We start from the raw sequence: 19,952 nt of genomic DNA on the forward strand, positions 1-19,952 counted from the left end.
CATGTTTTACACGGATTTATCATATTCGACAACAGGGTCTGTTGATATTTCAGCCATGCATTGCGTTATCGGCTAAAACGACATAAACAAGGCATGAAATGAAGGCAATGGCGATACCCTTGTCAAGTTTCATAACGCAGTTTATGGATGTTTTAGCCATAACCCTGCGGGACAGGGACATTTTTTGCCGCTACATCGTTATGCCTTAATTTATTTAGAATAACTAAATTGCATAAGACATGCCTTGTATCGTCTAAAAAATGTTCTCTGTCGCAAGTATCTCTGAAATGTCGACAGACCCTAATATTTTAGTGATTGTGTTGATGGGCTTCAGTTGAGCCAGTTTCTGTCGACATTGAGGATTGTGACATTTCCGCAGGGGTTGCCGCTTTCTTCTGATTCATTGGCATATAATCTGGTTCATTGTTAATAGCCAAGTAGAAAATCACCATAAACAAAAAACTAAGAATAGTGGTGATAATTAATGCTTTCCAGCCCCAAGGCGAAGTTTCTGGGCAGAGTTTTTCAGACATAAGAAATTTCCAAATGATGCAAAAAAATAAAGCAGAATTGCTAAAGTTATAGCATAAATTGTGATGCATTACTCAGATGATTTGCTGTGATTTTGTCGAACATATGAAAAAGCCCGTACAGACAAGGAGTTCCATACGGGCCTTAATCGACTCGGCTAAATCAAGATTATTGGATCACAGTATTTTGCTGTGCTTTTTCTCTCAATAACTTTGGTGGTGTGAAACGTTCACCATATTGTGCCGCCAGTTGCTCAGCACGTTGCAAGGATTTTTGAATGCCGTTCTGATTCAGGAATTGAATGGCACCGCCTGTCCAAGGGGCAAAGCCAATTCCAAAAATTGAACCGACATTGGCATCAATCACAGATTCTAAAACACCTTCTTCATAGCAGCGTAACGTATCCAGTGCCTGCACAAACAGGAAACGATCAATCATGTCTTGTTCAGAAATGTTGTTCTCTTTCTGCCAGCGACTGAGCCCATCCCATAAATGTTTTTTACCATTTTCAGGATAGTCATAGAAACCTGCACCCGCAGCCTTACCTTTACGGTTCAGCTCATGAATCATGGTGTGTACCACTTCATCCACTGGGGTTTTTGGCAAATCTTTACCTTCTGCTTGCAAGGCTTTACGGGTTTCCCCAGCAACATGCTCAGTCAACGTTAAAGACACTTCATCCTGAATCGCCAGTGGGCCAACCGGCATACCTGCTTTGAGAGCGGCCATTTCAATTTTGGCTGGATGCACACCTTCTGCAAGTAGACGCATTCCTTCTTGGATGAAAGTACCAAATACGCGACTGGTAAAGAAGCCACGGCTGTCATTCACAACAATTGGGATTTTGGCAATTTGCTGAACAAAGTCGTAGGCCTTCGCCAATGTATCAGCAGAGGTCTGTTTACCTTTGATAATTTCAACCAACTGCATTTTATCGACTGGACTAAAGAAATGTAGTCCAATGAACGTTTGAGCATCTTTACTCGCCGTCGCCAAACCAGTAATGGGTAGGGTAGAGGTATTCGATGCAAAGATTCCACCTTCTGCCAAATATTGTTCAGCTTCTTGGGTCACTTTGGCTTTTAAATCTTGGTTCTCAAATACTGCTTCGATGATTAGGTCACAGCCTTGCAAGTCAGCTGCATCAGCTGTTGCGGTAATCAATGCTAAGACTTGGTCACGTTTCTCAGCGCTCATACGCCCTTGAGAAACACGCTTATCGAGAAGTTTTTGTGAGTAAGCTTTACCTTTTTCTGCATTTTCAACTGAAACATCTTTGAGGACGACAGGAATGCCTTTGATTGCAGTTGAATAGGCAATGCCTGCACCCATCATCCCTGCACCTAACACACCGACTTTAGTCGCTTGCCATTTTGCAACATCCGCAGGGCGACTTGCACCAGACTTAATTGCATTGAGACCATGCCAAAAAGTACCGATCATATTCTTAGAAATCTGACCGACTGTGAGTTGAGTAAAGTAACGTGATTCGATACGTAAAGCGGTATCAACATCAACCTGCGCACCTTCAACCGCAGCCGCCATGATCGCTTCAGGCGCAGGGTAACAGCCTTTGGTTTTATCACGCAGCATCGCAGGAGCAATTGCAAGCACTTGTGCCACCGCAGGCGTTTTTGGATCGCCGCCTGGAATTTTGTAGCCTTTGACATCAAAAGGTTGTTGCGATTTCGGATTGGCTTTGACCCAAGCAATCGCCTTGTCTAACAGCTCTTGTTCATTTTCAGCGGTGTCATGAACTAAGCCGAGCGATTTTGCTTTATCCACGCCAAACTGCTTACCTTCCATCAAGAATGGAAATGCATTTTGTAAGCCAAGCAAACGTACCATACGCACGATACCACCACCGCCTGGTAGCAAGCCTAAGGTCACTTCAGGTAAACCAAATTTGGTTTTTGGATCATTGATGGCAATACGGTAGTGACAGCCCAACGCAATTTCCCAACCACCACCCAGTGCCGTACCATTTAAGGCAGCAACAACAGGCACACCTAAAGTTTCAATCGCACGTAAGTCACCTTTGAGCTCTTCAATCATTTTGAAGAATTCAGTGGCATGTTCAGGTTGTACTTGAATCAGCTCATCTAGGTCACCGCCTGCAAAGAAAGTTTTCTTGGCAGAACGGAAAATAATACCTTTTAGATCGGTTTCTGCTTTAAGCTTTTGGCTGACGTCATTGAGTGAATCACGGAATTCTGCATTCATGGTATTGGCAGATTGACCCGATGAATCAAGGGTAAGAATTACAATATTGTCAGCGTTTTTTTCGTATTTAATAGCGCTCATGTTGTTCTCCTCACACCAACTCAATAATGGTGGCGATCCCCATTCCACCACCGACACATAATGTAGCCAAGCCACGTTTTTTACCTTGACGCTCTAATTCATCCAGCAAAGTGCCTAAAATCATCGCGCCAGTCGCACCCAATGGATGACCCATGGCAATGGCACCGCCATTGACGTTGACTTTCTCGGCTGGAACGTTGAGTTCATTGATAAAACGCATCACCACGGCCGCAAATGCTTCATTGACTTCAAATAGGTCAATATCATCAATCGTTAAGCCAGCTTTGGCCAAGGCTTTACGTGCAGCAGGTGCAGGACCTGTCAGCATGATGGTCGGGTCTGTACCCACCAATGCGGTTGCCAATACTTTGGCACGTGGTTTTAAGCCTTGTTCTTTGACGGCTTTTTCTGAAGCCAATAACACCACCGCTGCACCATCGACGATACCTGATGAGTTACCCGCATGATGTACATGGTTAATTTTTTGCGCTTCTGGATACTTTTGTAGAGCAACTGCATCGAAGCCCATTTGTCCCATCATTTCAAAGCTGGCATTGAGTTTTGCCAAGCCTTCAACTGTGGTCGCACCTCGAATAAATTCATCTTTTTCTAAGATCAGTACACCTGAATGATCTTTAACAGGCACAACGGATTTATCGAAATAACCGTTGGCTTGTGCTGCCGCTGCTTTTTGTTGTGAGCCGACGGCAAATGCATCAACATCTTCGCGGCTATAGCCATCTAAAGTAGCAATGAGGTCTGCACCAACACCTTGTGGTACAAAAGAAGATTTTAAGTTGGTTTCAGGATCAAGTGCCCAAGGGCCGCCATCAGAACCCATTGGGATACGTGACATGGATTCCACACCACCTGCAACCACGACATCTTCCCAACCTGAACGAACTTTTTGTGCTGCCAAATTGACGGCTTCTAAGCCAGACGCACAGAAACGGTTGATTTGCACACCTGCTACATCATCATTCCACCCTGCGGCAATCGCAGCGGTTTTGGCAATATCGCCACCTTGATCTGCAATTGGAGTGACACAACCTAAAACGATGTCATCGACTTTTGAGGTGTCTAGTTGGTGACGTTGTTGTAATTCATTCAGTAATGATGTCAGTAAAGTAATGGGTTTAACTTCATGCAGTGAGCCATCTTTTTTTCCTTTTCCGCGTGGCGTGCGAATGGCATCAATAATGTAGGCCTCGCTCATAGGTTTTCCTTGTATCACCTTAAAATTGTTGTTTATCGAGTGTACTCAATTTAGATGTCAGTGCAATGATGATAAACATTGACAAGTTTGATGTTTTTCGCCAATGGAGTTGGAAATATCGGCAATCGTTAATTTTGGTGTCTTTTGAATATGTCTGGCAGGGTCTTCGATTAGACTAGTGTTTGAAAATGAGAGATAGAAATGATGGGCAAAACCACATGATAAAAACCAAGCGTCACTATGCAGCGATGGCATTGATCTTGTCACTTTTTGGATGCGATACATCTGGACGGGATGTTGAAAACAGCACAGCAAAGCAGGATAAAAACAAGATGAGTCAAACCTATTCCAATCAAGTTGCTGATGACAAAATGTTGTTGGTGTTGTCTGTACCTTCTGTACACGATCCTTATTACAAGTCTGCTTTTCAACGGATTGTCGATTTCCAAATTGATTACGCCAAGTCCATTTTGGGCAATGATAATGTGGTGATTGTGGTCGATAAAGACACCAAACCGTATTTCACTGGCAAAGTGCCAGAAGACATTTTACTGGTGGATGATGTGCGTGATATCTGGATGCGCGACTTCACCACGGTTAATCCAATGCAGCCCGTGCAATTTACCTATACTTGGGCGTCGATGACGCAGAAACAAAGTAAAGATGTGCAAAAAAGTTTTAGCCAATTTGCTGACCGTTATCAAATTCAAAGAGCCAAAACTGATTTGATGCTAGATGGGGGTAACCTAGTTGATGACTATGCGGGTCGTGTGATTACTACCACACGGTTTATGGAAGATAATGAGCTTAGTTATAACGAGGCCAAACAAGAGTTAAAAGCCACGTTGGGTGCAACTGAAGTTGCCATTCTAGAGCCAGATGAAGAAGTGCTGGCACATTCCGATGGCATGGTTAGTTGGGTGGATAAAAATACCTTGCTGGTGAATGACTATTCAAAAACACCAGCATTTAGAACCACCGTAATGAAGGAGTTAAAAGCGTCTTTTCCAACTGCAAAAATTGTGGAAGTGCCTGTTGAATATAAGACTAATCCTAAAGGGCAATGGGAGGGTTTTGAATCGGCCTGTGGTGTGAATTTAAATGCAACAGTCACACCTCACAATATTTATGTGCCAACTTTTAATATGCCACATGACCAAAAAGCACTTGCGATCATCAAGCAGAACACTTCTAAGAAAGTTATTCCTGTGAATGCTGAAAGTGTTTGTCCAATGGGCGGCAGTGTGCGTTGCCTCACTTGGCAGGTGACAGGAAAGAATGCAGCAAAACTTATTCAAGCGGCAAGAGATAAGTAATTGATTTATAAATTGCATCGACTGGTTCACAAGCCGATGCAAGTTGTTTAAACTCACCTGCCTTTTTATTGTGCTAATAACAAATGAAGTTCATTAATATTATTGGTACCACAGGTTCTGGTAAATCGACGCTTGCCCGACAGTTGGCGCAAAAACAACAATTACAATACATCGAACTGGATAATTTACTTTGGTTGGATGACTGGCAGGAGTCACCGAATGATGATTTTTTTGGCAAGCTTAAATCAAGCATGGACGCGGCACCCGCAGGTTGGGTGATTGATAATCTGTATACGCGTAGTATCGATAGGATTTGGTCTGAGGTCGATACGGTGATCTGGTTGGATTATTCATTTTCGATCAATTTATATCGACTGACAAAACGAACCTTATGGCGGGCTTTGAGTCGAGAACGATTATGGGAAGATTCAAACAACAGAGAGAGTTGGAAAATGATGTTCTCCAAGAAATCGATCTTTCTGTGGATGTTGCAGAAATATCCGCAAAATAAGCAGCGATATTTAGCCATGATGCAACATCCAGACTATCAGCATATTCGGTTTATTCGTTTAACCACACCAACGCAAACCAGACGTTTTTTAGAAAGTCTACACTTATAAATACTCATCATCAGTGTAAGTAAAATCATGTGTTATACAATCAGGGGGGAGTGATGAAATTTATTAATGTTGTCGGAACATCTGCTTCAGGGAAAACCACTTTTGCTCGTCAGCTTGCTCAAAAGCTGGCTGTGGCGCATATTGAAATGGATGATTTGTTTTGGTTGGATGATTGGCAGGAAACACCTGATCAGGAATTTTTTGCTAAATTACAAGCTCAAATGGAGCAAGCCACTGCTGGATGGGTGCTTGATGGTAATTATTCTCGAACGCAGGATTTGAAGCTGAGATATGTTGATACGATTATTTGGTTAGATTATTCCTTTTCCTTGAATCTGTATCGCTCAGTGAAACGGGCGATCAGTCGAGCAGTAACGCAAAAAAGATTGTGGGCGAATTCGAATAATCGAGAAAGTTTTAAGAGCAGTTTTCTGTCTAAAGATTCGATTATTTTATGGATGATTAGTCATCATGCTAAAAATCGGAAAAAGTATTTGACGATGATGAATGATCCCCAATACCAGCAAATTCGATTTGTTCATTTAAGCTCCCCGAAACAAGCAGCTGAGTTTTTACAGCAGATTAAGGCTAAACAATGACATCTATTCGCGCCAAAGCGTTATGCCTATTTCGCCACAATGACAAGGTGTTACTTGCAAAAGCGTATGATCCCAACAAGGACGAATATTTTTTCAGGCCAATTGGTGGTGGTGTTGAGTTTGGAGAAACTTCTGTGCAGGCAATAGAACGAGAAGTCGAAGAGGAAATTCAGCAGCAGATAACACAGCCAAAACTTATCTGTGTATTGGAAAATCTATTTCGCTTTGATGGGCAGCAAGGCCATGAAATTGTGTTTATATATGATGCCAAATTTGTCGATTCGGATGTGTACAACAAGCAAGAAATACAGGGTAATGAAACCAATGGATATCGCTATATCGCACAGTGGCTGAGTCGAGAACAAATAAAACTCACTCAATCTCCTGTTTATCCAAAAGGCATTGAGCAATGGCTATTCAATAACTAGATCATCTCAAGTTTGCGTTTATGGACTCATTCGATAAATCTAAATGAAAGAATTGGTTATAGGCTGATTCGGTATATTCTGCGAAAGCTGCACCTTGAACAAAGCCAAACTTCTTATAAAGTTTGATTGCTGCATCAAAGTGAACGTCTTTTCCCGTTTCTAAACTGACTCGTTGATATTGACGCTCTTGAGCAACTTTTAGTAAATACTCCAGCAGCTGCTTTGCGACACCTTGGCGCAAATGGTCGGGATGAGTCCGCATAGATTTGAGTTCTGCATGGTCGGATGTCAGTTCTTGAATTGCACCACAGCCCAGTAATTCATCATCGTTCCATAAGGTATAGACGCTAATTGACTCTTGTTGCAGACTGCTGAGGTCTAAAGCAAAACTATGTTCAAGTGGAGTGTTTTGATGCAGGCCATGCAAATGGATATGAATCAAATTTTGAACTTGTGGGTGAGAGAAGTCAGCTTCTTTAATGATCATTGTTATTCAAGCAAATTGTAGAGGTCTGCTTAATTATTAGCATATTTAAATTGCAGTGTTCAACGACATAACGTTAAACACTGCATTGAAACTCTTAGTTGTGATGACCGTGTAATTGGCGATATAGACCAGGGGTAACACCTGTCCATTTTTTAAAGGCACGGTGGAAAGTACTGGTTTCACTAAAGCCGACTTGCTGTGCTACATCTTCAAGAGTGAGGTTAGGAGTCAACAATAAATGAATCGCCGCATCACGACGTAAGGCATCCTTAACACCTTGATAGCTTTTGCCTTCGGCAGCCAAACGACGACGTAAAGTTTGTGGCGATAAATACAACATTGCTGCCACATCGTTGAGCGTTGGCATTTCTTCGCCAATCTGGCTCTTTAATACATCGCGAATGCGTGAAGTCAATGAGTTGGTATTTTTGAACTTCACTAATAATTGTGCAGGTGCTGCTTTTAAGAACTCTTCTAAAGTTTTTTCATCTTGACGGATTGGGAGGTCTAGATAATCCGCTGCAAATGTAATTTCGGTTCGTGGCGCATCGAATTGCATCACAGGTGCAAAGAACAATGCATCATATTCATCAGCATGATTTGGACGCTCATAACCAAAATGCACACGCTCTAAAGGTAGGCGACGTTCAATTAACCATGAAGCAAGACCATGCCAGATCATCAGCATGCTTTCAGTAATGAAATGATCAGGATCTAAAGCTTTAGGAATATGCGGGACTAAACGGGCTTCATGCTTGTCACGTTCCAAGCTCACAGACCATTCATCTCCAAACAGTTTGTAGAATTGAGAGGAGAGTTCCAGTGCTTGTCCAAGTGTTTTTGAGTGGATGATCAATTGGCACATGATCGCAAATGTACCCAAGCGACGTGGCTGTACATCGAAGCCCACGTGTTCGTCTTGGGTAACCATCCATAACATTTTTACAAAACGGGTGTACTGCTCTGGAGAGATTCGAGCCTTCGGTTGGCGCAGTAATTCAGCCTCTATGCCGACATGTGAAAGTAACGTTTCAACGTCCATGCCTAGGCGTTTAACACCTGTTAAAGCCGCATTCACGAAGTGGATGCTGATCGTATCACGGCTCATATTGAATCCTTCAGTTTCTTTACTATTCACGATAATTGACCTAAATAACCGTCTAAAATAAAAAGGGCTTGTTAATTGATCAGATATAGCTGCGGCAATAGACATTTTTTAGATGGTACAAGGCGTGGCTTGTGAAATTTAGTACTTCTAAATGAGCATGACATAACGCAGTAGCATCAAAAAATGCCTTTATCCCGTAGGGTTGTAACAAAAATTTCCTCATACATCGTTATGAAACTCGGAAATGAATTGTCATTCCTGTCGTTTCATGCCTCGTCTGATAAAATTTTTGCTAACAACGCAACATATATATGATCAATTAACAAGCCCTATGGCAATTGACAAGAAAAATAATTGCGCCTTGTATACATGTTAAATTGCCGAAACTATCAAGGTAAATGGCTGAACATGACATTGTTTTTGTGTTTATCCACACCTAGTATAAAAGAAAATTTGAACAAATTGAGTAAAAATTATTATGCCATCTGCACTAAAGGGATTGAAAGTCCTCGATTTTTCGACTTTATTACCAGGACCATTTGCCAGTATGTACCTTGCGGACATGGGTGCAGAAGTTATCCATGTTGAATCTCCGACGCGTCCCGATCTGGTAAGGATTATGCCACCCTATGCCAATGGTCAGGCCACTGCGCATAGTTATCTGAATCGGAATAAGCAGTCGATTGCACTTGATCTTAAAGATGCAAGTAATATTGAGCTGATCAAAAATAAAATCTCTGAGTTTGATATTGTGCTGGAACAGTTTCGTCCCGATGTGATGCGCCGTTTAGGTTTGGACTATGAAACGTTGGCCGAGATTAACCCACGTTTAATCTACTGTTCAATTACAGGTTATGGTCAGACTGGCGCGTATAAAGATCGGGCAGGACATGACATTAATTATTTGGCACTGGCAGGTGTTTCTGGACATAGCGGTCGTCAGGATGGTGGGCCACCGCCCTTAGGTATTCAAATTGCTGATGTGGCAGGTGGTTCCTTACATGCGGTGATTGGTATTCTTGCTGCCGTGGTTGAACGTCAACGCAGTGGTCTTGGGCAATATATTGATATTTCCATGACTGATTGTGTGGCCAGTCTGAATAGTATGGCGGCTTCAGCTAGTCTGGCAGGACAAACGCCACAAGCACCTGAGGCTGGTATGCTGAATGGTGCAAGCTTCTATGATTATTATCAAACCAAAGATGGACGTTATTTCTCGGTCGGAAGCCTAGAGCCACAATTTATGGCAGGCTTAGCCGCAGCTTTAGAATTACCTGTACTGCTTGCCAAAGGCACCTCCTTTGATCCTGAAGATCGCCAAACCGTAAAACAGGCGTTGCAAGAAAAGTTCAAAACCCAAGATTTTGCAGCATGGCAACACTTGTTCCAAAGCTTGGATATCTGTGTAGAACCTGTTTTAAGCCTAGACGAGGCTTTAGTCTCACCTATGGCGCAGCAACGGGGCTGGGTGGTTGACGTACCTGTATCGGAAAATGCAGCACAAACTGAGTCTCAGTTGGCCTGTCCAATTAAATTTTCTCGCTCACAAATGAAGTATGCCTTTATTGGTCAGGGCTTGGGTGAGGGTAAATGGTAGAAAATATGTGCGACTAATCACTGATTGTTAAAATATTGTACAGATTGTTAACATTTTGAATAAGTTGTAATTTAAAAATAAGAGTAACCTTTTATACACAATAACATAAAAGGTTACGTAAACATGACAATCTCTAAATCTTTGATTGTTTCTTGTTTATCCGTTCTATCATTGAGTCTTTTCACACAACATACTCAAGCAGCTTCTTCCGCATTTGACCCAAATGGTCAATGGCTGTTTGGTGATTGGAACGGTCAACGCACTGCGTTGCAAGAACAGGGTTACAAATTTTCTGCTGATTACACAGGTGAATTCGCAGGGGTTTTAGATTCTAAACAACACTCAAGCCATGGCAGTGAATTTACTGGACAATTGGCTTTAGGTACTCACTTCGACCTAAATAAAATTTTAGGTTGGCAAGATACAGAGGCACAAATCACGGTGACATATCGTGATGGTCAGTCTTTGTCACAAACTGCAGACGGCTTACAAGGGCACCAAAGTTCGGTACAGGAAGTTTGGGGGCGTGGTCAAACATGGCGTCTAACAGACCTTTGGATCAAAAAGAAATTTTTAGATCAAGCCTTAGATATTAAAGTCGGTCGTTTTGGTGAAGGTGAAGATTTCAACAGCTTTGACTGTGACTTCCAGAACTTGTCGCTATGCGGTTCTCAGGTCGGTAACTGGGTCGGTGACCAATGGTACAACTGGCCTGTGAGCCAATGGGCATTGCGTGTTAAATATAACTTGCAGCCAGACCTATATGCACAAATCGGGGCGTATGAATATAACCCTGAAAACTTGCAACGTGGCAAAGGTTTTAACCTAAGTACCGATGGTTCACGTGGTGCGATTATTCCTGCAGAAGTGGTTTGGAATCCTAAATTAGGCGCATTGTCTCTGCCTGGTGAATACCGCTTTGGTTATTATTACAGCACAGCTGATGCCGCAGAAATTGAGAATCCTGCCAAAACTGGACATAAACAAGGCGGCTGGTTTACTGCGAAGCAGCAGCTCACTCGTCATGACGGTCAATCAGATCGAGGTCTGACAGGCTTTGTCAATGTGACGGTACATGATTCGAAAACCAATGCCATCAAAGACATGCAAAATGTCGGTTTAGTCTATAAAGGTTTATTGGACCAACGTCCTCAAGATGAACTGGCTATAGGTGTTGCTCGTATTCATGCCAATGATAAAAACAACAGTCTGTTGGATGAAGAATATAACACTGAGTTGTACTACGGCATTCATGCCACCAACTGGTTGACGATTCGTCCAAATATTCAATATGTCCACCATGTTGGCGCATTGAAGGATGGCGATAAGACTTGGGTTGGCGGAATTAAGTTCCAAACCATTTTCTAATTTCGATACTCGGGCAGTTTTGCAGATGCAGTTCAGATGATGGGCGATATCTGCAAGATTGTTATTGTGATTTGAACTCGACCATTGAATAGATAAGTCATCTTTTTAGTGGATCCAAAATATAAAAGATGCAAGGTGATCTTATGAATCAATCTGCTTCAAAATCTGGGCTTAGAACCTTGACGGTGGTGATTATCGCCCTCATTGCATTGTTCTTGCTCGTTGGCGGTATCTGGCTCGCAGCGATTGGCGGGTCTTTTTATTATGTGATCGCAGGTGTACTGTTGCTGATCGTGGCAGTACAACTCTATAAACGTGCCTCTGGTCCATTATGGGTCTATGCGGCGTTGATGTTAGGCAGTGTGGTTTGGGGTGTTTGGGAAGTTGGGACTGACTTCTGGGCACTGGCGCCACGCCTTGATATCCTTGGTATATTAGGTTTGTGGTTACTCATTCCAGCGGTGACGCGTGGGATTGATAACCTCACTTCAAGTAAAGTGGCACTGTCATCGACTTTAGCTATTGCAATTGTGGTGATGGTCTACTCGATCTTTAATGATCCACAAGAAATTAATGGTGTCATTCAAACGCCACAGCCAGCACAAGCGAAAGCAGTGGATGGCATTGCCCCTGAAGATTGGCCTGCATATGGTCGTAGTCAAGGCGGTGAGCGTTATTCTCCACTCACTCAGATCAACGATAAAAACGTGAAAGATCTGAAAGTGGCTTGGACATTACGCACCGGTGATTTCAGAACTGAAAATGATTCGGGTGAAACCACGAATCAAGTTACGCCAATCAAAATCGGCAATAACATGTTTATGTGTACGCCGCATCAACATTTGATTTCGATTGACCCTGCAACGGGTAAGGAAAAATGGCGTTTTGATCCAAAACTCAAAACCGATAAAACCTTCCAGCATTTAACCTGCCGTGGTGTGATGTATTACGATGCAGCTAACACGACTGAATTTGCAACCAGCTTACAGGCGAAAAAATCCAGCTCAACCGAGTGTCCTCGTAAAGTGTTTGTACCTGTCAATGATGGCCGTTTAGTAGCTGTCAATGCAGATACAGGTAAAGCATGTTCTGACTTTGGACAAAATGGTGAAGTAAATTTACAAGAGTTCATGCCATATGCTTATCCAGGCGGTTATAACCCAACCTCACCAGGTGTAGTATCAGGTACAACGGTCGTGATCGCGGGTTCAGTGACCGATAACCATTCGAATAAAGAGCCATCAGGTGTGATTCGTGGTTATGACGTGAACACCGGTAAATTATTGTGGGTGTTTGATACAGGCGCAGCGGATCCAAATGCAATGCCAGGTCAAGACACGCAGTTTGTACATAACTCACCAAATGCATGGGCGCCGCTTGCCTATGACTCTAAACTCGATATCGTCTATGTTCCAACAGGCGTAGGTACACCAGATATCTGGGGTGGAGATCGTACAGAGTTAAAAGAGCGTTATGCCAATTCAATGCTGGCGATCAATGCAACGACGGGTAAACTGGTATGGCACTTCCAAACCACACATCACGATTTGTGGGATATGGATGTACCATCACAACCTTCATTGGCGGATATTCAAGATAAATCAGGTCAAACGGTTCCAGCGATTTATGTATTGACTAAAACAGGCAATGCCTTTGTTTTAGATCGTCGTAATGGTCAGCCGATTGTGCCGATTACAGAAAAACCTGTTCCACAAACGGTGAAATGGGGACCACAAACCAAAGGTGAGTTCTACTCAAAAACTCAACCATTCTCTGACTTTGATTTAGCGCCAAAAGATAAATTGACTGATAAAGACATGTGGGGTGCCACTATGTTTGACCAGTTAATGTGTCGTGTGAAATTTAAGAGTTTGAACTATGACGGTATTTATACACCACCTTCTGAAAATGGTACTTTAGTTTTCCCTGGAAACTTAGGTGTGTTTGAATGGGGTGGTATGTCAGTGAATGCTGATCGTCAGGTTGCAGTCATGAACCCGATTGGCTTGCCATTCGTGAGTCGTTTAATTCCAGCAGATCCAAACCGTCAACCTGTAGCACGTGGTGCAGGTACTGAGCAGGGCATGCAACCGATGTATGGTACACCATATGGTGTTGATATCAGTCCGTTCCTATCTCCATTAGGTTTACCATGTAAACAACCGGGTTGGGGCTTTGTTGCTGGTGTGGATTTAAAAACACATGAAGTGGTCTGGAAAAAACGTATTGGTACCATTCGTGACAGCTTGCCAACCTTATTCCAATTACCACCAGTGAAAATTGGTGTGCCAGGTTTAGGTGGCTCGATCTCAACTGCGGGTAATGTGATGTTTGTCGGTGCGACACAAGACAATTACATCCGTGCCTTTAATGTTTCAAATGGTGATAAGTTATGGGAAGCACGTTTACCTGCGGGTGGACAAGCAACACCAATGACTTATGAAGCCAATGGTAAACAATATGTGGTGATTATGGCCGGTGGACATGGTTCATTCGGTACTAAAATGGGTGATTATCTTGTGGCATACGCATTGCCAGATAAGAACTAATTTCATTTAGAAAACGATTGAAAAAGCTCAGATTGGTCTGGGCTTTTTCTTTTTGTGGCAACTAGATAGGCTTATCAATAAAACCGTTATTAAATATGCAAAAAAAGCATTTTGTTGATGAATGAAAGCTCGCTATGCTAGTCGCCTTTATAATGAATGACTAGCCATACGCCATGTATTTATATACGGATTTCGATCAACAACTGATTAACCAACGTGTTGCTCAGTTTCGCGATCAAACAGAACGCTATTTAGCTGGAAAATTAACAGAAGACGAATATCGTCCATTACGCTTACAAAATGGTCTGTACGTGCAACGTTATGCACCTATGCTCCGTATCGCTGTGCCGTATGGCTTGATGAATACTAAACAACTCAGAAAAATTGCTGAAATTGCGACAGAGTACGATCGTGGTTATGCCCACGTTTCAACCCGTCAAAATATTCAGTTGAACTGGCCAGCATTGGAAAATGTACCAGATATCCTTGCTGAGCTAGCAACAGTACAAATGCATGCCGTACAAACCTCGGGTAACTGTATCCGTAATACAACGACTGACCAGTTTGCAGGTGTGGTTGCTGGTGAGATTGCGGACCCACGTCCGACCTGTGAATTGATTCGTCAGTGGAGTACCTTCCACCCTGAATTTGCCTTCTTACCACGTAAGTTTAAAATCGCGGTATCGGCTTTAGAAGAAAAAGACCGTGCTGCAACAGCATTTCACGATATCGGTGTCTATCTGGTACGTAATGATGCTGGTGAAATGGGCTATAAAATCATGGTGGGTGGTGGTCTCGGCCGTACCCCGATTATTGGTAGCGTGATCCGTGAGTTTTTACCACGCGAAGATTTAATTGCTTATTTAGAAGCGACCTTACGTGTTTATAACTTACATGGCCGTCGTGATAACAAATATAAAGCGCGTATCAAAATTTTGGTGAAAGCATTAACACCAGAAGTGTTTGCACAAAAAGTGGAAGCTGAATTTGAGCACACACGTGAAACATTGAAGATTCAACCTGAAATCTTGAAAAAATTGGATGAAGAATTTACGCCATTTGATTATCAAGAGTTAGAAGATCAGGACTTTACCGACTTATTCGCTGCACATCCAAAATTCAAACAGTGGTTTAACGTCAATACCAATGCACATAAAGTGAAAGGTTATCGTATTGTCACGATTTCTTTGAAACGTGCAGGTATTGCACCAGGCGATGTCACTAGTGAAGAAATGAACTTAATTGCGGATTTGGCCGATAAATATACGTTCGGTGAGTTCCGTACCACGCACGAACAAAACATTTCATTGGTCGATGTGCCGCAGAAAGATCTATTTGAATTGTGGCAAACGCTTGAAAACAGCGACATGGCACGTGCACATATTGGCTTTATTACCGATATTATCTGCTGTCCGGGTGGTGATTTCTGTTCATTGGCCAATGCCAAATCGATTCCAATTTCAGAAGCGATCAGCCGTCGTTTTGATGACCTAGACACCATTTATAACTTGGGTGAACTTGATCTGAACATTTCGGGTTGTATGAATGCCTGTGGTCATCACCATGTCGGAAATATCGGTATTCTGGGTGTCGATAAGAAAGGTGCGGAATTCTATCAAATCACTTTAGGTGGTCATGCCGATCATGATGCATCACTCGGTGATATCTTAGGGCCTTCTTTTGCTGCCGAAGTTGTGCCAGATGTGATTGATGAAATCTTGAATACTTATCTTGACTTACGTACAGAAGGTGAGCGTTTTATCGATACCTATCGCCGTGTTGGTATTCAACCATTTAAGGAGCGTGCTTATGCTTAATACAACGCTACAAGTGCTCTCTAAAGATGGCACAATTGCTGACAATACGTATCAAGTCATTGCTGAAGATGGCGTGATTCCACAAGGTGATGTGGTTGTGACAACTGAACATTTGGATCAATTGGCACATGTACAAGGCAAAAAGGCGCTTTACATTACTGTGAATGATTCACCTGAAACACATCAATTTCCATTGAATGAGCTTGATGCCATTTTTATTGAATTTGCTGGTTTTAATGATGGTCGTGGTTATTCATTTGCGGCCTTATTACGTCGCCAAGGGTATCAAGGTGAGTTACGCGCAGTCGGCGATATCTTCAAGGATGTTTTAAACTATTTAAAACGTTCTGGCTTTGATACATTTGTGGTGAAAGAAGGTAAGGATATTCATGAAGCTGCTGCTGGGCTTCAGGATTTTACCAATCCTTATCAAGCATCGACCGCAGTGCCACAAGCAAGTTATCAAACTGGCGCATAAGCCGATTGAAAGAAAAAAGCTGAACCTTGGTTCAGCTTTTTTTGTTTTAATTGCTAAGTTCACACTGATTATTCATCTAACTGACAATTGATCATCCATTTAATCCCAAACTGATCCGTGAAAGCGCCATAGAGCGCACCCCAGAAGGTTTTTTCTAAGGGCATCTCAATTTGGCCATTTGCAGACAAGGCATTGAATAATCGTTGCGCTTCATCTTGTTCATCTGGATCAAGATTAATAGAAATATAGTGGTTGTTACCTGGGGTAAATACGCTATTTTGAGCGCAGAATTGATCATTCACATCCGAAGCCATCAATACAGTAAATTCATTGATGGGTAGGGATACATGTAAAACCAAGTTTTTATCTGCTTCTGAAAGACTGACACCTTCAGCAGGTGGCATATCGCCATAACGGCTGAGCATGGCAAATTCACCACCAAACACAGATTTATAAAAGTTGAATGCTTGTTCTGTTTGTCCTTTAAAATTTAGATAATGATTAAGTTGCATGTTGTACTCCTTGTTGTTTTTTTATACACAGCATAACTTATCGGGAATTGAACAATGGGTGCATTATTTTTTGTAATCCAAAAAATAAAAATCCTGCATCAAGCAGGATTTTTATTACGTTAACAAGGCTTAGATTAATTCAATTGCAACCGCTGTCGCTTCACCACCACCGATACACAAAGCTGCAACACCTTTTTTACCGCCAGTACGTTTAAGCGCATGAATTAGCGTTAGGATGATACGAGAACCTGTAGAACCAACAGGGTGGCCCAATGCACAAGCACCACCATTGATATTGACTTTCTCTGCATCTAATTTGAAGTCATCGATTGGACACATAGTCACCATGGCAAAAGCTTCGTTGATTTCCCATAGATCAACGTCTTGCGCATCCCAACCCGCTTTTTTCAATACTTTTTCAATTGCACCAACAGGGGCAATGGTAAATTCAGAAGGATGCTGAGAGTTAGAGGCAGTCGCAAGAATTTTCGCCAACGGTTTTAAACCACGTTGTGCAGCAACTTCACTTGAGGTTAAGACCAACGCTGATGCGCCATCAGAAATTGAACTTGCGTTCGCAGCAGTGATGGTGCCATCTTTTGCAAATGCTGGTTTTAATGATGGGATCTTGTCGATTTTTGCACTTAATGGCTGCTCATCTTGATCAACAACGACATCACCTTTGCGAGTAGAAACTGTTACAGGAACGATTTCATCTTTAAAGTAACCTTCAGTAATCGCTTTCTGTGCACGTTGCAAAGAACGGATGGCGAAATCATCCATCTGTTCACGGGTATAACTGCGCTTATTTGCCATGTCTTGGGCAAATGATCCCATTAAGCGACCTGTTTCAGCATCTTCAAGACCATCAAGGAACATATGATCCTTAATTTCACCATGACCCATACGGTAACCAGCACGTGCTTTCGGCAAAACATATGGCGCATTGGTCATTGATTCCATACCACCTGCAACCACGATCTCTGCACTACCGGCTTTAATCATGTCTGCTGCTTGCATCACAGCTTTCATGCCTGAACCACAAAGCTTGTTAATGGTCACTGCACCTGTAGAGTCTGGTAAGCCAGCCTTACGCATTGCTTGGCGTGCAGGACCTTGTTTTAATCCTGCTGGTAAAACACAACCCATGATTACTTCTTCTACATCAGTCGGTTGCAGGCCAGAACGGGCAATTGCTTCTTTAATGGTAACTGCACCTAATTCTGGCGCTGTAACACCAGATAATGCACCTTGGAAGCCGCCCATTGCTGTACGAGCGCCATTAACGATTACGATATCAGTCATGATGTGTCTCCACACTTATAATTTATAAAAATGTTCCAAACTTAAGCAGTATAGTAAAAAAAGGATTGGAATAAAGGGTTTTACTTATTTTAGGCTAGACTGAAGAGTTTTTAGCAACTGGATAACTTTTCAAAACGAATATTGCCCATACGGCTCAAGACAATTTTAGTATGGTACTGAGGGGACTCGGAACAGTAGATAAAGCTGCCATTCGAGGCAAAGGGGAGGCCATTCTCAGCTTGAAAAACAAGAGAGTTGGGACTTCGCCCAAAGGACTTAAAACTGAGGCGACCATATTTATGATTCAGGGGAACAACAAAAAGTAGCATTTCGTTCGGATCGCGTTGGCTATTTCGATTAGTATCAATAAATCCAATAAAACCCTTATTCCAATCTGTGTCGCAGTTCTCAAAATCCAAACTTGGGCACAGCATCACATTTTTATGATAAAGCTGTGCATCCGTTTTTGCTTTTTGTATGTGAATTGTGAGAGTTCTTTTGAGGAATCTTACTTCATTTGCAATCATTGTTTCACGAAAATAAGGAAGTGCAATGATGCTTAAAATTGCTAAAACACCTAAGGTGATGATTAACTCGATTAAAGTGAAACCAAAAGATTTAAACATATTTTACCTATCTATTTTTATTAATTTTTTTATTAACAGTGCGTTAAGTGAAAACACGATCTTTATGCTAATTTTTGCTAAAAAATAAATTAAAATAAACTAAAGCAAAAGCCCCTGAACAATAATCGATTCAGATATCTTATGGGAATTAAAAATTTACTGAACTACAACGGAAATTGTAAGAAATTTTGTCAATAATTTGCGAGGTTAAAGTTATCAAGCACTTGGAAAATTGATCAAGTGTTTGTATGATTCAAAGTGAAGTGAATAGCTGAAAAAATAATACTGCAGAACATCGCTGTTCTCAGGGCGAAAAACCATAGGCTGAGCTTACACAACAAACAATTGTTATCTCTGGAGGATATCCATGAAATTGAGTCGTATTGCACTTGCTATGCTTGTTGCTGCTCCGTTAGCTGCTGCGAATGCGGGCGTAACAGTAACTCCATTAATGCTTGGTTACACATTCCAAGACACTAAACACAATAATGGTGATAAGCATCTAACAAATGGTCCTGAGCTTCAGGATGATTTATTTGTTGGTGCTGCTTTAGGTATCGAATTAACTCCATGGTTAGGTTTTGAAGCAGAATATAACCAAGTGAAAGGTGATGTTGACGGTACTGTTGCTAATGCTGAATATAAGCAACAACAAATCAACGGTAACTTCTACGTTACTTCTGATTTGATCACTAAAAACTATGACAGCAAAATCAAGCCATATGTATTGTTAGGTGCTGGTCATTACAAATACAAATTTGATGATGCTACTGCTGCTGAATTCGGACGTGCTGGTCGCGGCTTGAAAGAAGAAGGTACTTTAGGTAATGCTGGTTTTGGTGCTTTCTGGCGCTTAAATGATGCTTTATCTCTTCGTACAGAAGCTCGTGGTACTTATAACATCGATGAAGACTTCTGGAACTATACAGCGCTTGCTGGTTTGAACGTAGTTCTTGGTGGTCACTTGAAGCCAGCTGCTCCAGTTGTAGAAGTTGCTCCAGTTGAACCAACTCCAGTTGCTCCACAACCACAAGAGTTAACTGAAGATCTTAACATGGAACTTCGCGTATTCTTCGATACGAACAAGTCTG

The 19,952-nt window shown here is 42.1% G+C and carries 18 protein-coding genes; 10 read left to right on the forward strand and 8 right to left on the reverse strand.

The annotated features are described in order from the left end of the window. Window positions 1-308: 308 nt before the first annotated feature. The 3 genes from F957_RS16945 to F957_RS16935 form a co-directional block, all read right to left on the reverse strand. Window positions 309-533, reverse strand: coding sequence for a hypothetical protein (locus tag F957_RS16945; protein ID WP_005244151.1), 225 nt, complete (start codon window positions 531-533; stop codon window positions 309-311). Window positions 534-699: 166 nt separating this feature from the next. Beyond that, window positions 700-2,835 (reverse strand): 3-hydroxyacyl-CoA dehydrogenase NAD-binding domain-containing protein, encoded by a 2,136-nt coding sequence (locus F957_RS16940; RefSeq protein WP_016540629.1) that lies wholly within the window; start codon window positions 2,833-2,835, stop codon window positions 700-702. 10 nt (window positions 2,836-2,845) lie between these two features. Continuing rightward, window positions 2,846-4,051 carry an acetyl-CoA C-acetyltransferase gene (locus F957_RS16935; protein ID WP_016540628.1) on the reverse strand — a complete coding sequence of 402 codons (1,206 nt, stop codon included), beginning with the start codon at window positions 4,049-4,051 and terminating at the stop codon, window positions 2,846-2,848. A 218-nt stretch (window positions 4,052-4,269) separates the two neighbouring features. Between F957_RS16935 and F957_RS16930 the strand changes: the two genes are divergently transcribed. The 4 genes from F957_RS16930 (at window position 4,270) to F957_RS16915 (ending at window position 7,014) form a co-directional block, all read left to right on the forward strand. Beyond that, entirely contained in the window at window positions 4,270-5,367 is a 1,098-nt protein-coding gene (locus F957_RS16930) for an agmatine deiminase family protein (RefSeq protein WP_016540627.1), read from the forward strand. A gap of 83 nt (window positions 5,368-5,450) precedes the next feature. After that, a complete protein-coding gene (locus tag F957_RS16925) occupies window positions 5,451-5,987 on the forward strand; it encodes a P-loop NTPase family protein (RefSeq protein WP_016540626.1) in 537 nt (178 codons plus the stop codon). A gap of 53 nt (window positions 5,988-6,040) precedes the next feature. Beyond that, a complete protein-coding gene (locus tag F957_RS16920) occupies window positions 6,041-6,586 on the forward strand; it encodes an AAA family ATPase (RefSeq protein WP_016540625.1) in 546 nt (181 codons plus the stop codon). Beyond that, window positions 6,583-7,014, forward strand: coding sequence for an NUDIX hydrolase (locus F957_RS16915; RefSeq protein WP_016540624.1), 432 nt, complete (start codon window positions 6,583-6,585; stop codon window positions 7,012-7,014). The genes F957_RS16920 and F957_RS16915 overlap by 4 nt, the downstream gene beginning before the upstream one ends. A 1-nt stretch (window position 7,015) precedes the next feature. Here F957_RS16915 and F957_RS16910 read toward each other — a convergent pair whose 3' ends face one another. Beyond that, a complete protein-coding gene (locus tag F957_RS16910; protein ID WP_016540623.1) occupies window positions 7,016-7,501 on the reverse strand; it encodes a GNAT family N-acetyltransferase in 486 nt (161 codons plus the stop codon). A gap of 94 nt (window positions 7,502-7,595) precedes the next feature. Beyond that, complete coding sequence (locus F957_RS16905) at window positions 7,596-8,609, reverse strand: AraC family transcriptional regulator (RefSeq protein WP_004652394.1); 1,014 nt, start codon at window positions 8,607-8,609, stop codon at window positions 7,596-7,598. Window positions 8,610-9,087: 478 nt separating this feature from the next. Between F957_RS16905 and F957_RS16900 the strand changes: the two genes are divergently transcribed. The 5 genes from F957_RS16900 to F957_RS16880 all read left to right on the forward strand — a co-directional run bounded on the left by F957_RS16900 (window position 9,088) and on the right by F957_RS16880 (window position 16,418). Next, window positions 9,088-10,206, forward strand: coding sequence for a CaiB/BaiF CoA transferase family protein (locus F957_RS16900; protein WP_016540622.1), 1,119 nt, complete (start codon window positions 9,088-9,090; stop codon window positions 10,204-10,206). Window positions 10,207-10,350: 144 nt separating this feature from the next. Further along, window positions 10,351-11,574 carry a carbohydrate porin gene (locus F957_RS16895; RefSeq protein ID WP_171068257.1) on the forward strand — a complete coding sequence of 408 codons (1,224 nt, stop codon included), beginning with the start codon at window positions 10,351-10,353 and terminating at the stop codon, window positions 11,572-11,574. Between the two features lie 143 nt (window positions 11,575-11,717). After that, window positions 11,718-14,123, forward strand: coding sequence for a glucose/quinate/shikimate family membrane-bound PQQ-dependent dehydrogenase (locus tag F957_RS16890; RefSeq protein WP_016540620.1), 2,406 nt, complete (start codon window positions 11,718-11,720; stop codon window positions 14,121-14,123). A gap of 173 nt (window positions 14,124-14,296) precedes the next feature. Continuing rightward, window positions 14,297-15,940: a nitrite/sulfite reductase gene (locus tag F957_RS16885; protein ID WP_016540619.1), complete on the forward strand. Its 1,644-nt coding sequence runs from the start codon at window positions 14,297-14,299 to the stop codon at window positions 15,938-15,940. Beyond that, complete coding sequence (locus F957_RS16880) at window positions 15,933-16,418, forward strand: DUF934 domain-containing protein (protein WP_016540618.1); 486 nt, start codon at window positions 15,933-15,935, stop codon at window positions 16,416-16,418. Before F957_RS16885 ends, F957_RS16880 begins: the two co-directional genes overlap by 8 nt. Before the next feature lie 68 nt (window positions 16,419-16,486). Here F957_RS16880 and F957_RS16875 read toward each other — a convergent pair whose 3' ends face one another. The 3 genes from F957_RS16875 to F957_RS16865 all read right to left on the reverse strand — a co-directional run bounded on the left by F957_RS16875 (window position 16,487) and on the right by F957_RS16865 (window position 18,861). Continuing rightward, window positions 16,487-16,930, reverse strand: a complete 444-nt coding sequence (locus F957_RS16875; protein ID WP_016540617.1) for a VOC family protein — start codon at window positions 16,928-16,930, stop codon at window positions 16,487-16,489. 129 nt (window positions 16,931-17,059) lie between these two features. Beyond that, the gene (locus F957_RS16870; protein WP_016540616.1) at window positions 17,060-18,235 is read right to left on the reverse strand and encodes a thiolase family protein; all 1,176 of its coding nucleotides are present in this window, start codon (window positions 18,233-18,235) and stop codon (window positions 17,060-17,062) included. A 110-nt stretch (window positions 18,236-18,345) separates the two neighbouring features. Further along, a complete protein-coding gene (locus F957_RS16865) occupies window positions 18,346-18,861 on the reverse strand; it encodes a GspH/FimT family pseudopilin (protein ID WP_016660171.1) in 516 nt (171 codons plus the stop codon). A gap of 367 nt (window positions 18,862-19,228) precedes the next feature. Here F957_RS16865 and F957_RS16860 point away from each other — a divergent pair. Beyond that, window positions 19,229-19,952: outer membrane beta-barrel protein (locus F957_RS16860; RefSeq protein ID WP_016660172.1), on the forward strand; the 724-nt coding region annotated here is incomplete at its 3' end.

The organism is Acinetobacter gyllenbergii CIP 110306 = MTCC 11365 (genome assembly GCF_000413855.1).
Taxonomy (GTDB): Bacteria; Pseudomonadota; Gammaproteobacteria; order Pseudomonadales; family Moraxellaceae; genus Acinetobacter; species Acinetobacter gyllenbergii.